The 14429-nt window shown below is 39.2% G+C and carries 16 protein-coding genes; 7 read left to right on the top strand and 9 right to left on the bottom strand.

The features are described from left to right. Nucleotides 1-4 precede the first annotated feature (4 nt). Genes CD00_RS19615 through CD00_RS19610 form a run of 3 tightly spaced genes read right to left on the bottom strand, consistent with a single transcriptional unit; the run spans nt 5 to nt 3509 of the window. Entirely contained in the window at nt 5-2164 is a 2160-nt protein-coding gene (locus CD00_RS19615) for a glycosyltransferase (RefSeq protein WP_081811941.1), read from the bottom strand. Further along, nucleotides 2082-2405, bottom strand: coding sequence for a hypothetical protein (locus CD00_RS0115205; RefSeq protein ID WP_026656747.1), 324 nt, complete (start codon nt 2403-2405; stop codon nt 2082-2084). Before CD00_RS0115205 ends, CD00_RS19615 begins: the two co-directional genes overlap by 83 nt. Before the next feature lie 48 nt (nt 2406-2453). Beyond that, entirely contained in the window at nt 2454-3509 is a 1056-nt protein-coding gene (locus CD00_RS19610) for a glycosyltransferase family protein (protein ID WP_051594245.1), read from the bottom strand. Nucleotides 3510-3634: 125 nt separating this feature from the next. On the opposite strand from CD00_RS19610, the gene CD00_RS0115195 reads away from it, so the two are divergent. The 4 genes from CD00_RS0115195 to CD00_RS20450 are packed head-to-tail and all read left to right on the top strand — an operon-like array spanning nt 3635 to nt 6178. Next, complete coding sequence (locus CD00_RS0115195) at nt 3635-4837, top strand: CgeB family protein (RefSeq protein ID WP_026656746.1); 1203 nt, start codon at nt 3635-3637, stop codon at nt 4835-4837. Nucleotides 4838-4853: 16 nt separating this feature from the next. After that, nucleotides 4854-5759, top strand: a complete 906-nt coding sequence (locus CD00_RS19605) for a glycosyltransferase (protein WP_026656745.1) — start codon at nt 4854-4856, stop codon at nt 5757-5759. A gap of 37 nt (nt 5760-5796) precedes the next feature. Beyond that, complete coding sequence (locus tag CD00_RS20455) at nt 5797-5946, top strand: glycosyltransferase family protein (protein WP_242838988.1); 150 nt, start codon at nt 5797-5799, stop codon at nt 5944-5946. Between the two features lie 19 nt (nt 5947-5965). Further along, nucleotides 5966-6178, top strand: coding sequence for a glycosyltransferase (locus CD00_RS20450; protein WP_207640522.1), 213 nt, complete (start codon nt 5966-5968; stop codon nt 6176-6178). A gap of 96 nt (nt 6179-6274) precedes the next feature. On the opposite strand, the gene CD00_RS0115180 is transcribed toward CD00_RS20450, so the two are convergent. Beyond that, nucleotides 6275-7096 carry a flagellin N-terminal helical domain-containing protein gene (locus CD00_RS0115180; protein ID WP_026656742.1) on the bottom strand — a complete coding sequence of 274 codons (822 nt, stop codon included), beginning with the start codon at nt 7094-7096 and terminating at the stop codon, nt 6275-6277. Nucleotides 7097-7341: 245 nt separating this feature from the next. Between CD00_RS0115180 and CD00_RS0115175 the strand changes: the two genes are divergently transcribed. Both CD00_RS0115175 and CD00_RS18690 read left to right on the top strand, forming a co-directional pair. Beyond that, nucleotides 7342-8535, top strand: a complete 1194-nt coding sequence (locus CD00_RS0115175) for a CgeB family protein (protein WP_026656741.1) — start codon at nt 7342-7344, stop codon at nt 8533-8535. Next, nucleotides 8532-9485, top strand: a complete 954-nt coding sequence (locus tag CD00_RS18690; RefSeq protein ID WP_034462161.1) for a hypothetical protein — start codon at nt 8532-8534, stop codon at nt 9483-9485. The genes CD00_RS0115175 and CD00_RS18690 overlap by 4 nt, the downstream gene beginning before the upstream one ends. A 3-nt stretch (nt 9486-9488) precedes the next feature. Here CD00_RS18690 and CD00_RS0115165 read toward each other — a convergent pair whose 3' ends face one another. From CD00_RS0115165 to CD00_RS0115150, 4 genes are all read right to left on the bottom strand, one after another. Then, complete coding sequence (locus tag CD00_RS0115165; RefSeq protein ID WP_026656740.1) at nt 9489-10448, bottom strand: glycosyltransferase domain-containing protein; 960 nt, start codon at nt 10446-10448, stop codon at nt 9489-9491. A gap of 81 nt (nt 10449-10529) precedes the next feature. Then, nucleotides 10530-11687, bottom strand: a complete 1158-nt coding sequence (locus CD00_RS0115160; protein WP_026656739.1) for a hypothetical protein — start codon at nt 11685-11687, stop codon at nt 10530-10532. A gap of 159 nt (nt 11688-11846) precedes the next feature. Next, entirely contained in the window at nt 11847-12149 is a 303-nt protein-coding gene (locus CD00_RS0115155) for a HigA family addiction module antitoxin (RefSeq protein WP_034462160.1), read from the bottom strand. 51 nt (nt 12150-12200) lie between these two features. Further along, nucleotides 12201-12482, bottom strand: a complete 282-nt coding sequence (locus CD00_RS0115150) for a type II toxin-antitoxin system RelE/ParE family toxin (RefSeq protein ID WP_026656737.1) — start codon at nt 12480-12482, stop codon at nt 12201-12203. 139 nt (nt 12483-12621) lie between these two features. On the opposite strand from CD00_RS0115150, the gene CD00_RS0115145 reads away from it, so the two are divergent. Next, entirely contained in the window at nt 12622-13086 is a 465-nt protein-coding gene (locus CD00_RS0115145; RefSeq protein WP_026656736.1) for a hypothetical protein, read from the top strand. 179 nt (nt 13087-13265) lie between these two features. Here the strand turns inward: CD00_RS0115145 and CD00_RS0115135 are convergent, their stop codons facing one another. After that, nucleotides 13266-14303 carry a DUF4422 domain-containing protein gene (locus tag CD00_RS0115135; protein WP_242838987.1) on the bottom strand — a complete coding sequence of 346 codons (1038 nt, stop codon included), beginning with the start codon at nt 14301-14303 and terminating at the stop codon, nt 13266-13268. Nucleotides 14304-14429 lie beyond the last annotated feature (126 nt).

Here is a 14429-nt window from a genome sequence, read left to right as displayed (position 1 = left end):
CGAATCATCCAATAAGCAGCTTACCTGTATCTTTTACATACAGTGAAAGCTTTTTTCTCCAAACTTCTTCATCTTTACAGTCAATTACCGACGTATCAAGAATCACATAGTCATATTTTTCATTCGGAGAAAAATCTTCTTTTAAAAGATCCACACACTCAATATCGAGTTTATTCTTACCAAGCGTCGCAATCTTTTCGTAACTTTCAATACCTTTAACTTCAGCAAAAGGATATATCAATTTTATTCTTGAAAGCATCTCTCCAAAACCGCATTGAACTTCAAGAACACTGAACTTCTCATCAAAGTTCCTTTTTATCTCAGCCAAATGTTTTCCTTTAAAGTGCATGCTTCTCTCGGGAGTAAATCCCCATTTATCAATGAATTTAATCCTGTTTCTCTCAAGAAGCTCTCTGTACTTATCGGACATCTTTCCAAAGCTTTTGCTTCCATAGTGATAAACAAAAGCATTCCAGCACATAACGCTCCTAAAACCGGCTTCCATAAGCCTCATTCCGTAGTCGTCATCTTCGTAATTACCTGGAGTATATCTCTCATCCAGTTCTCCCACCTTATCGTATGCATCCCTTTTTATAAGCATAGCAAACATTACAAGCTTCGACTTAAGTTCAACGATATTTTCGGCGGGAATATTGGTAACACGCGCATATTCCGTATATTCAGGCACCGTATTCAGAGGAATATTAACCACCTGATTGTTCGATGCATTATTCGTAGAAGCTCCGCATGCACCGATCTTTTCATCAGAATACAATGCCATGCGCATCATATACAAAGAATTCGGAAGCATAAGTGCATCACTGTTTAAAAGAAAAATATCATTATCCGGATTTGCTGCCTTTATTCCTATATTGCAGCCTCTCGGAAATCCTGTATTTTCCTTATTTCTAACAAAAACAATATCTTCCTGTTCTTCCAGCCACTTGACACTTCCATCACCGGAATTATTGTCAACCACAACTATCTCTACCGCACCATCATAGCAGTTTGCGCGCACAGATTCTATACATTCTCTCGTATATTCAAGAGAGTTATATGACAATATCACAAAAGAAACGTTTCTTGCATTGACCTTTCCCGACATCTTACTCTTACATAAGACATCCTTCATAGAAGTTGCCTCATTGCTACCAACACCATATTTCTTGCATGCCATACAATATGCATTTTCATAAGACAAAAAAGCCGTATTAGGATTTTCCTTCAGATAATAATTTCCCAATTGATAATATAACTCATAATCTTCGGAATTCTTTTTAAACCCGCTTTCTATCTCAGATAAAGACTTCTCCCGTAAATACTCTTTTACAAAAATGTCTTTATAGTAATCGTATCTTCCAAGCTCAGGCATACCAAAATCATGAAATATCCACGGCGTTTCCATATATGGAATGATTATCCTATAACCTTTTTGCTTAAACTCCATACTTTGCGAAGCGTCGTAGAAATCGAATCCGTCGAAAATATCTTCTCTCCACGGAATATCCTTGGACGTAGCAATAAAGCAGCCGTCCACAAGCGACACATCTACGCTTTTACTATCGGGATACGCAAGCGTTATATTGTCTTCTCTGTAATTTAAGATCTTGCTTATCCTTGCTTCAACAATATTCCCATACTGCCTGTCAGACCACATGACTCCGTCATTCGGAACCTCTTTAGGTCCAACCATTCCAACCATACCTATGGATTCGTCCTTAAATATATCGATAAGATCGTACAGTAAATATTGATTTATTATGCGAACATCATGATGCATATATATCTTGTACTTTACTCCAAGTGAAGCTGCATACTCCATTCCCTCGTTATAGCCGCTGCACATAGATCTTGCATCCGTTATCTCAAGAACTTCTACACCGCATCCCTCCGGCACATATAATCTGTCTATCCACCACTTTACTTCATCAAATTCATCTTTATCATTGGAGCATATGATAAACGCGAACTTTTCAGGCGCATAATCATCACCCTCGCATATCCTGCTCTTTATATTCGCATCATTCGTGTTGTTACCAGCTTTGCTGTCTCTCGTCCAAATACTGTGTAAAAGAAGTATCTCATTGGAGCTTGCTCCTACAGACAATGCATAATCGCCTGCATCGTCCACGGAAAACTCCTCTGCCCACTCGCTTCTTATCATGAAATTCTTTAGTTTTTTTTATTATCCTTACTGCATTTTCAAAATTCCCCGCTGTGCTTATTATCCCGTCTGAAACATTGCCTGTAATATCTTTTTCCATATCATAAATAAGAAAAAAATATGCAAGGTCAGCATCGTTTTTCTCTGCCTTCTCATACTCTTTCCTTATCTGAAAGAGCCGCTCAAAATCTCTGTTACCAAGCGCCTTATCTATTGAACGTACTATATCGGTCTTATCCATATAAAATGATCAGTTCCTTTCAAAGCCTGAATAAACTCCTATAGAAATTCACATAAACCTTCTATTCAAAAAATCGATTCCTTGCTGCGAAAGCATGCCCGCATCAAGTTCTGTCCTTAAGAAATTCAGTGCATTCTCATCTCCCAAAGCCGCCCTTCGCATCTGAAACTTATACTCATTAAGCCTTCCGACTATTTCGCCGACACTTCCTCCAAATTGTGAAAAAGAAACGACTCCGCCATTTATTTCGCACAGCTCCCTTACATCCATAAGAGCATTAAGTTTATTATCAAGCTTCCGCCTATCCTTAAGCTCCGCAAGCACTCTGTATACAAATTCGTAATTGCCCATACCAAGCGCTTCTTCAATCGTTTCAAGAAACTGCAATCCAAGCTTATACATTTCTTCCTTTTCGGATGACACTGTATAATACTCATCAAATCTGTATTTATCGCTATATTCATTGCAAAACTTCTCTCTGTAACTATCATAACTTGTAAGCTTACTCAGCCCGCAGTCATGCATACACCAGGGCTCGTCCTGCATTATCACGCCCACCTTGCGCCCTCTTCTCTTAAATTCTTCACATTGGGATAAATCATAGAAATCAAATCCGTCAAAAATGTCTTCTCTCCATGGAATGTCCTCATTTGTCGCTATAAACATTCCATCAACCGCATCTGTCTCGGCAACAGCCTCTTCCGTCATCCTTTTAAATCTTAGGTCAAGGTTCTTGTCTTCATTCACCGCATAAGTTGCGCCAACGGTCCAATGATCCCATCCTGATCCGTTTGGTGGAAGGAAACCTCCGATTACGCCAAGAAGCCCATATTGCGCATTTTCTTCAAAAACTCTGACCAGGTCTATAGGAAAATCCCTGTTCAGAATAAAAACATCCTGGTGGATATAGATCTTATAATCAGCATCTGTAGATCTCATCGCCGCATTATAGCCGGCGCACATCGAGGGGGCATCCTTGATAGTGATAAAATCAATCTCCATATTTTCAGGCACATTCAGCCTGTCAATATACCATGCGCACTCACTTGCCGCCCGGTCATCGTTTACACAGGCGATAAAAGCCATCTTAATTTTATCCTGCATGATTCGCAATCCCCCAAAATCCCCGAAATCATAATCAAATTATACCTAAATATTCCCACACATTCAATTAAACCAATGGTATGATAGTAATAACTATACCAAATACCAATCTTTGGAGGACTGACATGAAAGTTCTTTTTCTTGATATATCAATTTTTTTCGCAAATATGGACATGCTGGACGCATTGGAAAAGTACACGGATAGTGAAGGAAATCACCTTGAAATAGTAAAATATCCATATGCCTATGAAGAAAAAAAAGCAACAAACGATCCCGATTTTGAAGCAGACTTTCTTAAAACCATCAGGGCGACGGATCCTGACTTCGTCTTTTCATTTAATTTCCTGCCGGTAGTTTCCAAAGTCTGTAATATTGACGGCGTTAAATATGTCTCTTGGGTCTATGACAATCCGGAAGTTTTCCTTTACTCATGTCAGGTCATAAATCCCTGTAATATAGTTCTTATGTTTGATTCCAAGGAATTCGAGACATTCAGATTAGGCGGCATAAAAACCGTACATTACCTTCCTCTCGCCGCATCAACAAGACGCCTTGATAAAATGGTTCCGGGTAAAAAAGAAAAAGAAAAATTTTCGGCAGACATCTCTTTTGTCGGCTCTTTATATACAGAAAGAAAGCAATACTATGATGAGATTGCTCCCAAATTAAGCCCATATTCACTCGGATACATTGACGGACTTATCCGCGGTCAGCTTCAGGTCGACGGAATAAACTATATAGAAGAATGTCTTCCTCAGGAAATAGTCAATGAGATCCAGAAAGTAAGCAACATATATCCTTATCCCGACAGCGCCGAAACACCTGCATACCTCTATGCAAATTACATAATAAACAGACAGGCAACCATCATCGAGCGAAGAGAAATCCTCACAATGATAGGTGCGCACCACGGCATGAGGCTCTATACTTACGGGCAAAACAAAGCTTTCTGCCCCAAAGGTGTTGAAAATATGGGTGCAGCGGACTATTTTCTTGAAATGCCTTATATCTTCAAACTTAGTAAGATCAACCTCAACATAACTCTTAGGAGTATCCAGAGGGGAATCCCGCTAAGAGCCTATGATATCCTCGGCGCAGGTGGTTTCCTTTTATCCAACTATCAGGTAGATCTCGCCAATATCTTCGTTCCGGGAGAAGACTTTGTGTATTACGAGGATAGAAAAGACCTCCTTAACAAGATTGATTACTATCTTGCAAACGAATCCGAGCGCAAGCAGATTGCTCAAAACGCCCATTACAAAATTCAAAAAGAGCACTCCTTTGATGTACGTGTAGGACAGATAATTGACATCGTAAAGAGTGTCTAATACGAGGTAATTACTTATGATACTTCGCCCTACAATAGATATAACAAAATATCAAGACAGTAACGGCAATTATACAGAATCAGGGCGCCGTGAAATGATGGCTGATACCGCCAAAGACTATGAAATCTTTTCAGAAAGATACAGTGAAGATGTGCTCTCTCATCAAAAGTTACTGGATAAAATAAACTCTCTTCTTTCGGAGCGCACAGATACTGCTTATGCAGAGATATGCAGCATTTGCGAATCATATGAATACCACAAACTGTCTAAGATTTTTACCGACTTCGACAGATTCTTGTCCGCCCATATAATCTATCAGACAGAAAAATCCGCAGGGATACAGGGAAATATTTTTTCTCTTATAGGTTCTGTAGATGACTACGTTAGTTTAAAGCAGATGACTTTTTATTTATTCAGGAGAATACAGATGTGCTTCCCTGAAGATGAAACTTACGCATTTTTTGGCAACATTCTGAATATAAATCCTTCTTTTTTTTACATTCTTCAGATGCTGGATGAATCGTGCACAGGTAATAAATTCGCAGTTGCAGAAAAACTTTCGCATTACTACGAAAAATCGGGCTACAAAAATGAAGCCCTGCTGATAAAATCTTTTTCCGAAAAAAAATATGAATATATTCCAATAAATAAGCAAAAGATTTATCATCCGGATCGTTCATACAACCATCCCCAAAAGATCTGTTTTATAACCTGCGTGAATAACAGTCTTATGTACAACGAATGCTGTTACTATATAAGTAAATTACTTGTCCCCGCAGGATTTGAAGTAGAAACGATTTCAATAAGCAACGCATCAGGTATGGCCGAAGGATATAACATGGGGCAATCCAAAAGCGGAGCCGATATAAACGTTTTTCTTCACCAAGATGTCTGTATATTGAACCCGTTTTTTCATTTATGAAATTGCTGATATTTTTGAATCTGACAACGCTGTCGGAATGATAGGCCTTGTAGGAAGTCCTGCGCTTCCACCGGATGCGGTCATGTGGCATGACAAGAGAGTCGGAAATTTATATTCTTTATCTCCTGATAACCTGTCATATGACTATAATCCCCAAAAAAACAGTTCAAGCGATTACTTCGGTTGAAGCAATAGATGGATTTCTTATGATCAGTAACAAAAGAATAGAATGGCGAGATGATATCTTTGACGGTTTTGATTTTTACGATATTTCCCAGTGCACCGAATATCTGAAACTCGGTTACAAGATTGTTGTGTCCAATCAGTCATCTCCCTGGGCAGCACACGACGACGGAATAATGAAACTTGGTCTATATAATAAATACAGACTTTTGTATATAGACAAATACAAATCTTAATAAGAAATTTCAAAAGAAAAAGGGCTCCGTTTCCGGAGCCCCCTTTGGTAGTTGCAATTATGCAAATGACCAAGTTTTCTTGTGAACCATCTAAGATTATCCGAGAAGTGAAAGAACACCCTGGTTTGTCTGGTTAGCCTGAGCCAGCATTGACTGTCCAGCCTGTGCAAGGATGTTGTTGTTAGAATACTTAACCATCTCGGTAGCCATATCTGTATCACGGATAGCAGATTCAGCAGACTGTGTGTTCTCAACAACGTTATCAAGGTTCTTGATTGTGTGCTCAAGTCTGTTCTGGATAGCACCGAGATCAGATCTCTGCTTTGAAACCTTCTCAAGGCATCCCTTGATATTGTCGATAGTTTCTTTTGCATTCGTAGCATCAGTTCCTGTAACATCTGCGCTAAGTCCCAATCCGGTTGCAGTCATCTTATCGATGTCAATCTTAATCTGGTTCTCAGCAGATGTCTCAGATCCAACCTGAATGTTCTTATTCTTGAATGTTCCATCAAGAAGAGCCTGGTTGTTGAACTCTGTAGCAGCACCTGTACGATTGATCTCGTTTGTAAGTGCATTAAGCTCTGACTGGATGTACTCACGATCTGTTGTCTGAAGAGTGTCGTTAGCTGCCTTTGTAGCAAGCTCGTTCATTCTCTGAAGCATATCGTGTACTTCGTTAAGAGCACCCTCAGCTGTCTGAACTGCAGAAATACCATCCTGAGCGTTAGCTGAAGCCTGTGTAAGACCTCTAACCTGACGTCTCATCTTTTCGGAAATTGCAAGACCTGCTGCATCATCTGCTGCTCTGTTGATCTTGTAACCGGATGATAACTTCTCACTTGACTTAGCCTGAATTCCTGTTGTGATTCCAAGCTGTCTGTTTGCATTCATTGCTGTAATGTTGTGTTGTACTACCATAATATAATTCCTCCTTGAATTTGTACGGTGGCATCCTTGCCACTCGTTTGCTCGTTTCGAAATAGTTCTTAGTGCTGGCCTAAAAACCATCTCTGTTTTGTTTTTACACTTTTATTATCGACTATAAATCTAAAAAAATAACCCCTTTTTTAAAAAATAATGTATAAACTTTTTATAAACAACATTTTTTATCCAAAAACGTCCACATAACATCATAATTATCCCATTTATGGTAGAATGAATTTATGAATATAATATTTTACAGATATGACAGCATATGTGAGCCCGATTATATTGACGCACTAAAAGCTGTCGGCCTAACAATAATTGAAGACAAACAGGGATTATCGGAAAACACCCTTTATGTTGACAGCAAGATTGCCCATCTTGGTAATCTCATTGCTGATCATAAGCCTTTATTCGTTTTCTCTATAAATTTTTTTCCATTTATTGCAATGGTATGTGAAAGGATCAAACTTCCTTACGTCTGCGTTTCAGTAGATTGCCCCGTTCTTGAAATATACAATAATGCGATCAAGAGCCCTTATAACAGAGTTTTTCTTTTCGACCAAAAACAATATGAATCTATAAAAGACGCTAACCCAAGCTGTATCTTCCACTTGCCGCTCGGTGCCGCAACAGCCAGACTGGATGCTACAATAGGCGATACTACAGGTTATGACTATGATGTATCTTTTATAGGATCTCTTTATACAGAAAAAGATCCGTACGGCGAGTTATCTTTGCCTTCGGAAATCAGCACTTCTCTTGAAGAAAAAATGCAGTGTCAGCTCCAGGAAAGCATATACGGGCTTGAATATATCGAAAATACCATTACCGATAACGAAATACAGTGTTTAAAGGATACCGATCCAAATTTCTATTCTTCAGCGCTTAGTATCAGAAATCTAGACAGGCAGATTGCAATTGATAACTATATCGGTTATCACATTACAGCTATGGAACGCATAAAACTTATGAATTTTCTTGCAGATAATATACAGCCTTTTAATCTCAACCTTTTTACGGGAAGTGACACAACAGTTTTATCTAAGCATGTACGTAAACGTGGTTTAGCCAAATCATTTACAGATATGCCTGTGATATTCAAGAAAAGCAAGATCAATCTCAATACGACAATGAGGTCTATAAGATCGGGACTTCCTCAGAGAATATGGGATATCCTTGGCTGCGGAGGATTTCTTTTGACCAATTATCAGCCGGAACTTGATATGTTCCTGACTCCCGGCGTTCATCTGGAGACATACCGTTCTCACGATGAGCTGATAGAAAAAGCCAATTATTACCTGACTCATGATAAAGAACGTGAAGAAATCGCACTAAACGGTTACAGAAAAGTCTGCGCGGAAGACACAGTTCTTCACAGAGTCATTGTGATTATCAAAACCATTATGGAAAACATGGAGAACAATTCATGAACGTATACATTCTCGCACCTGCAAACAGGACAAGCGGAGGTCCTGAGCTCGCACATCAGATGTGCCACAGAATAAACGAGCTCTCACCGGGTACGGCGTTTATGATATATGTTGATCTGAATCGCCCTGTCGGAGAGGATTTAGGTGCAGATGTTCCTGCACCTGAAGCTTATGCGATATATGATACCGAACACATTTCAGATTATGCTGCTGCCGATACTCCCGATAACGTATTTGTATTTCCCGAAGGGCTTACATTGTCTCTTCCTTTTATCAAGAATGCAAAAAAAGTTTTATGGTGGATGAGTGTAGATAACTATATCATTTCTACTAAAGAATCAAACCTAAGCCAAATAAGAAATGAAGTTTCCCTACATCTATATCAATCTTATTATTCCAAGGACTATGTAGAGAGTAAAATTCCGAATGCCAACGGGATGTACTTATCCGACTATATAAACGATGCTCATGGGCAATTTCTTTTTCCCGCACATCTAAGACAGGATATTGCGCTATACAATCCGGCTAAAGGTTATAACGAACTAAAACCTCTTATAGATAAAGCTTCCTGGCTTAAGTGGATCGCACTTACAGGTCTTGATGTTGAACATATGGTATTTATGATGCAGAATAGCAAGATTTATGTAGACTTTGGCGAGCATCCGGGTAAAGACAGAATCCCCAGAGAAGCCGCTGCAAACGGTTGTTGCGTAATCACAAACAAAAAAGGCGCTGCCGCCTTTTCTAAAGATGTTCCGATTCCGGATAACTACAAGTTTGAAGTTCCTACTGATTCACTTGATGAGCTTGATTCGCTTCTTCACGATATTTGCGATAACTTCAAAGAACATCAGGATAAATTTGCAGATTACAGAAAAATGATTGCATCAGAAAAGAGCTCTTTTGAAAAAGATTGTGATAAGTTCCTTGAATGGTGCAAAAAGAATTAAGTACTAATGTATCTTTTTTATTTCCATCCAAGGATTTAAATATACCGAAAGGTCACACAGATCAAATAAATATCCGTCTTTTTGACATACATAATCAAAACTAATCTGATCCCTTCTGTGATCATAGGCCATATATTCATCCCACCAATCCTGCATCACTTTCTTAAGTGCCTCATCATGGTGGTCCCTTACTATGCAGCCAAGTTCCGCTATATATCCCTTTGATGTATAGCCGCTTACCATATAATTTTCTATCTGCTTATCAAGTACTGCCTTGTCTGCTTTTCCGCGCTCAACCAGCAGCTTCGCTTCATCAACTATACTTTTGGAACTAAAATGCGGAAACATCTTGGGATACCTTGAAAAGCGCACGTTGTCAAGATTGTCCGGATTGTCGATTATCCTTATTTCCCATCTTCCATTGTAATCAGGTCTTTCCTTATCTGTCAGCAGAATATATGAAAGCTCTGAGTCTCCAACCTCAGGTTCATTTATAGCATCATAGTCACCTGTTATAACGGTATAAACAACACCTTTTCCTTTGAACTTATCCGAAGGCTCTGCATATCTTAAATGATAGCGCGTCCTGATATAGTCAATCTGATTGACATAGTCCATCACATTGGCAATCTGCTTATTTTTCTTATCAAGCTCACTTGCCGCAAGTTTGAGACTATCCTCAACTTCCTTGGTTATTTCTCCACTTCCGTCGGCACATGCGTATTTTATGATCGCATCCATCGCCAATATTCTTAATCCATCAATATAGTTGATGTTCTCATTAACCGCTTTGTACAGCATATTCAACACATCTTTATTCTCTTGACATAACAAATTATCGCAAAGCGTCTTATGTACAGATAAGAAGCTTTCTCTTACAGCATCTTCCTCCATATTTTCAGCATTATTACAGATATATGCAAGTATTTCATTAATCTGCTTTATAAGTTCCGCATTATGCATATAATTCTCCAAAACGTAATCAATAAATATTAGCAATCAAGTCGCTTCCAGTAATCAGCCGACAACTTTGTCTCTAGATTTTTATTGTTCATCAGAAGCTGAATTTGTAGCATTTTCTTCATATGCCGGCGGCTGCATGCTTTCTGATGTGTCAGTACTCTCTTGTGTCTTCGGCTGCTCAGTATCACGCATTGCAGTCTCTTCACCCTCAGTTACTTCCTCTAACTTTTCTTCTACAGGAGTAATTACGCTTGCAGCTGTACTTGCCTGCTCAGTATCTACCTGCTCACCCAGAACAGGTCTTTTTTCTGCAACCGAAGCTCCGGTAGACGCTGCGTCAGTCTTTTGCTCCGTAGTTTCGGAGTTATTCTGTTCAGCTTCTTTTACTCCGGCTTCAGAAGTATCAGATTCAGGCTCTTTGGCCTCCTCTTGCTCCTCAGTCTGCTCACTGCTTGCTGCAGTTGCAGCTTCTTCAAATTCTTCCTGTTGTTCCGGCTCCTCCTCTTCTTCAGACAGAACAGGCTCAACCTTCCAGGTGACCCTTACAACCGGATGTACGGAAATGTCCTGCCAGTTTCCGTTGGGATTACAATATCCCGTAAGGCCAAAAGAATACGAATCAAAATCTATCTCTTCAGGAGACCTTGAAAGCTCGTAAGAATAGCTTCCGCTCTCCTCATCAATCCTGTAAACATATGCATCATCAGGCGCCTTGCGCATTTCGGTACTGATCGATATCTCACCATCCTCCGAAATAGGCTTTTCATTACCCTCATCATCCACAACGGCAAGATACATGCCGCAAACATCAGAATCGCCAAAGTCTGTACTTCCGGCAATCTCTATGTCTCCGAGATCCTCTATACTTGCCGTTACCGTGACAACGACAGGCACGTTACTTCTGTTTTTTACCGTAAGGCTGTCACTTCGCCTTGAGAAATCATATTCTCCTTCATGATTCCTAAACAGTATCGTTGCACCCTCTTCGACCTTTCCTCCACCATACTTGGCTGCATCGGTCGCAAAAATAAGGCCCTGCGGATCTATAACAAAATCAAAAGGAGACTCACCGCCTTCGCTGATGACAGGTAACGCTACAGACACTACATCTTTCCCATATACTTCAAGCGGAAGAGTCACCGTATCAACTGCCAACGCATCAACGGAACTGATGATCGACATGACCACCATACAAATCCCTGTTAATAATGCAGTTGTCTTCATCCTTTGCATCTTCATAAACCAAAATCTCCTGTTATATATCAGAAATATCTATATGGTTTTTCGACATGTTCTTGTATAAATATAATACCATAATTTAAAAAGCATGCAGTAGTTGAAAGAAAGGTCTGAATTGATTTTCTCAACTCAGACCTACTAATTCGTTCGTTTTTTCACTTACATCACCGCTGTATTATACGGATGAATCATTTTAATATCATCCGCCATAGATATTCTAAGATTTCTTATATCTATATCATTTTGGATGTCTAAAAAATATCGATCCGACACCCCAAAAAATCTCGCCAATCTTAGAGATGTATCAACAGTCACTTTCCTTCTATCATGAAGAATATCTTGAATTCTTGATACAGGAACATGAATAGCCTGTGCCAGCTTATAAGCAGATATTCCTAACGGTTCCATGAATTCTTCATACAATATTTCACTCATCGTTGGAGCTTCAATAAATCTTCCCATAACAACTCTCCTATTATTAAACACACGCATACATCGCAACAATAATTTCATTTAATGGTAATCAACTATTTCAACATTATAAAAATTATTTCTATCAGCAACAAAACATATCCGATACTGATCATTAATCCTAATACTATATTGTCCTTCCCTATCACCAACAAGCTTCTCAAGCCTGTTGGAAGGAGGAATCCTAAGGTCCTCCACGCCCTCAGCATTATCAATCATAATCAATTTTCTTAAGGCAACTCTTTGAATATTCTGTGGCAATTTTGTTGAAAAAAACTGATTATAAACCTTTTCAGTTTCTTTGTCAGCAAATGTCTTTATCATAATTATATTATACATGCAAAGCATGTGCATGTCAAACAGGTAGTTAGTATGCAAAATTACTTATGATCTATATATTCTGTCCTTTATCCACAATAGATTCCGGTTATATACTGATAAATTCGGTATAAATGTGCTACAATTGAACCACACAGATCTTGCAACAGAAGAAGATATCAGCAACAATCTTGTGTATTGGGCAAATCTTTTTAAAGCAACCACTTGGGAAGAATTCAAAAAACTTGCCAAGAATCATCCTGACATCGAGGAGGTAGGTAACATGATCTTCGAACTTAATTATGACAATCAGGCAAAAGAGATTCTTGAAGGCCAGCGTCGTTACAGAGAGCAGATGAACTCTCAGTATACCGCAGGTTACACTGATGCTGAAGAAAAGTATGAAACCGTGATTGCCGAAAAGGATAACATGCTTTCCGAAAAAGATGCCACAATTGCCCAAAAGGATGACATGCTTTCTGAAAAGGATGCCACTATCGCTAAAAAGGATGGCCTGCTTTCTGAAAAGGATGCCACTATCGCTAAAAAGGACTCAGAAATCGCTCAATTACGAGCCGAGCTTGAAAAATACAAAAACATGAATAAGTGAGTTACATCAGGGCTGAATTGATTCTTCGATTCAGCTCCTTCTTTCATCATTTTTACTCCCGTCTATTCGCACATCACCCAATCACATCCCTTATATCCGTCATACTCCCAAAAAACGGACCGTTAAAAACCGATGCGATCAGCATTCTGACTTTAACTCTGCCAGAATAGCTCTTTATCTCACACATACATCTTGCACTCTTTATGCGCAATCTTCAGCATGTCTTTATTCTTCATAAAATACAATGTTTCCAGTGTCTCTCCCATATATCCGATGTAACGATCGGAACGTTCGCTTCCTTTTGGGATAGAAAGCTCTTCCACACGTTCCAATATCGGAAATAACCATTCACAATAATCTCGAAGCACCTGTTCCTTAGCAATAATTACATTATAGTTATACATGCACTGCTGCCTTAGCACATCACAAAAGAAATCAGCGTACTCAGGCTGAAGCTCTTCCAATGCCGCCAAAAGAGCCTTCCAATCCCCATCCTTCAAATATCTTTCGTGATGCATATTGATATCGGGTTCATATATAAGCGGATATGGGAGCAAAACATCTATATCATTAATTACAAACCTGTCTAAATCATCTTCTGTAAGTTCAAAACCACGCCTATACTGCGCAAATCCTAAATATTTAGTAGCATCGTCATGCTTGGATTCTGTAACGCTACCACCATCACATATATTGTACGTCTTATTCTTCCAGACCCAATAAAGCCCAGTCAGCTCACAATAATTTCCATTCTTTGTCGAGATATTATCTCCCTGGTCATCAACAATATCCGCAATCCGATCATCTGTATTAGCTGCACCAACCTGAATCGCATGCATATAATCAGGCCTAGCAATATCACTCCTAAGTGCCTTATCCTTATGTGATCTCGCGTAAAAAATATTTATATCACATCCAAGATTACCACTGCCGCATACTCTTCTCTCTTCCTCGCCATCTTCAAGTACTCTTAACGGCATGAAATCCTCGTTCTTTGCATAGAGCGCATCCATCAACTCCCCCCAACGCTCGGAAGTCACCCTGCTATGATTAAAAAAGCCATATCCATCAAGTGTTCCTTCTATCTCCTGCTGTATATTCTCCGGCGTAGCGATTATAATCTCTAAATCATTCTTCTCTTCTTCCGAATAAAACTCCGCAACATCAGATATAACCTTTACAGGAATTCCGGCAAGATTGTCAGTATTACCTTTCATCGATGAAACAATAAAAAAAGGAATTTTTTTTTCCGGATATAAAGTTTTCATAGCCCTGTATGTCCCCAGTGCATACCCTTGGGCACCATAAATTGCACTCTTCATAAAAAGCCCCTAACTAATCTT

It is taken from the genome of Butyrivibrio sp. AE3003 (assembly GCF_000686065.1).
GTDB classification, from domain to species: domain Bacteria; phylum Bacillota; class Clostridia; order Lachnospirales; family Lachnospiraceae; genus Butyrivibrio; species Butyrivibrio hungatei_A.
The sequence above is the reverse complement of the archived record's forward strand: the minus strand, read 5'-3'. Positions and strand labels throughout refer to the sequence as shown.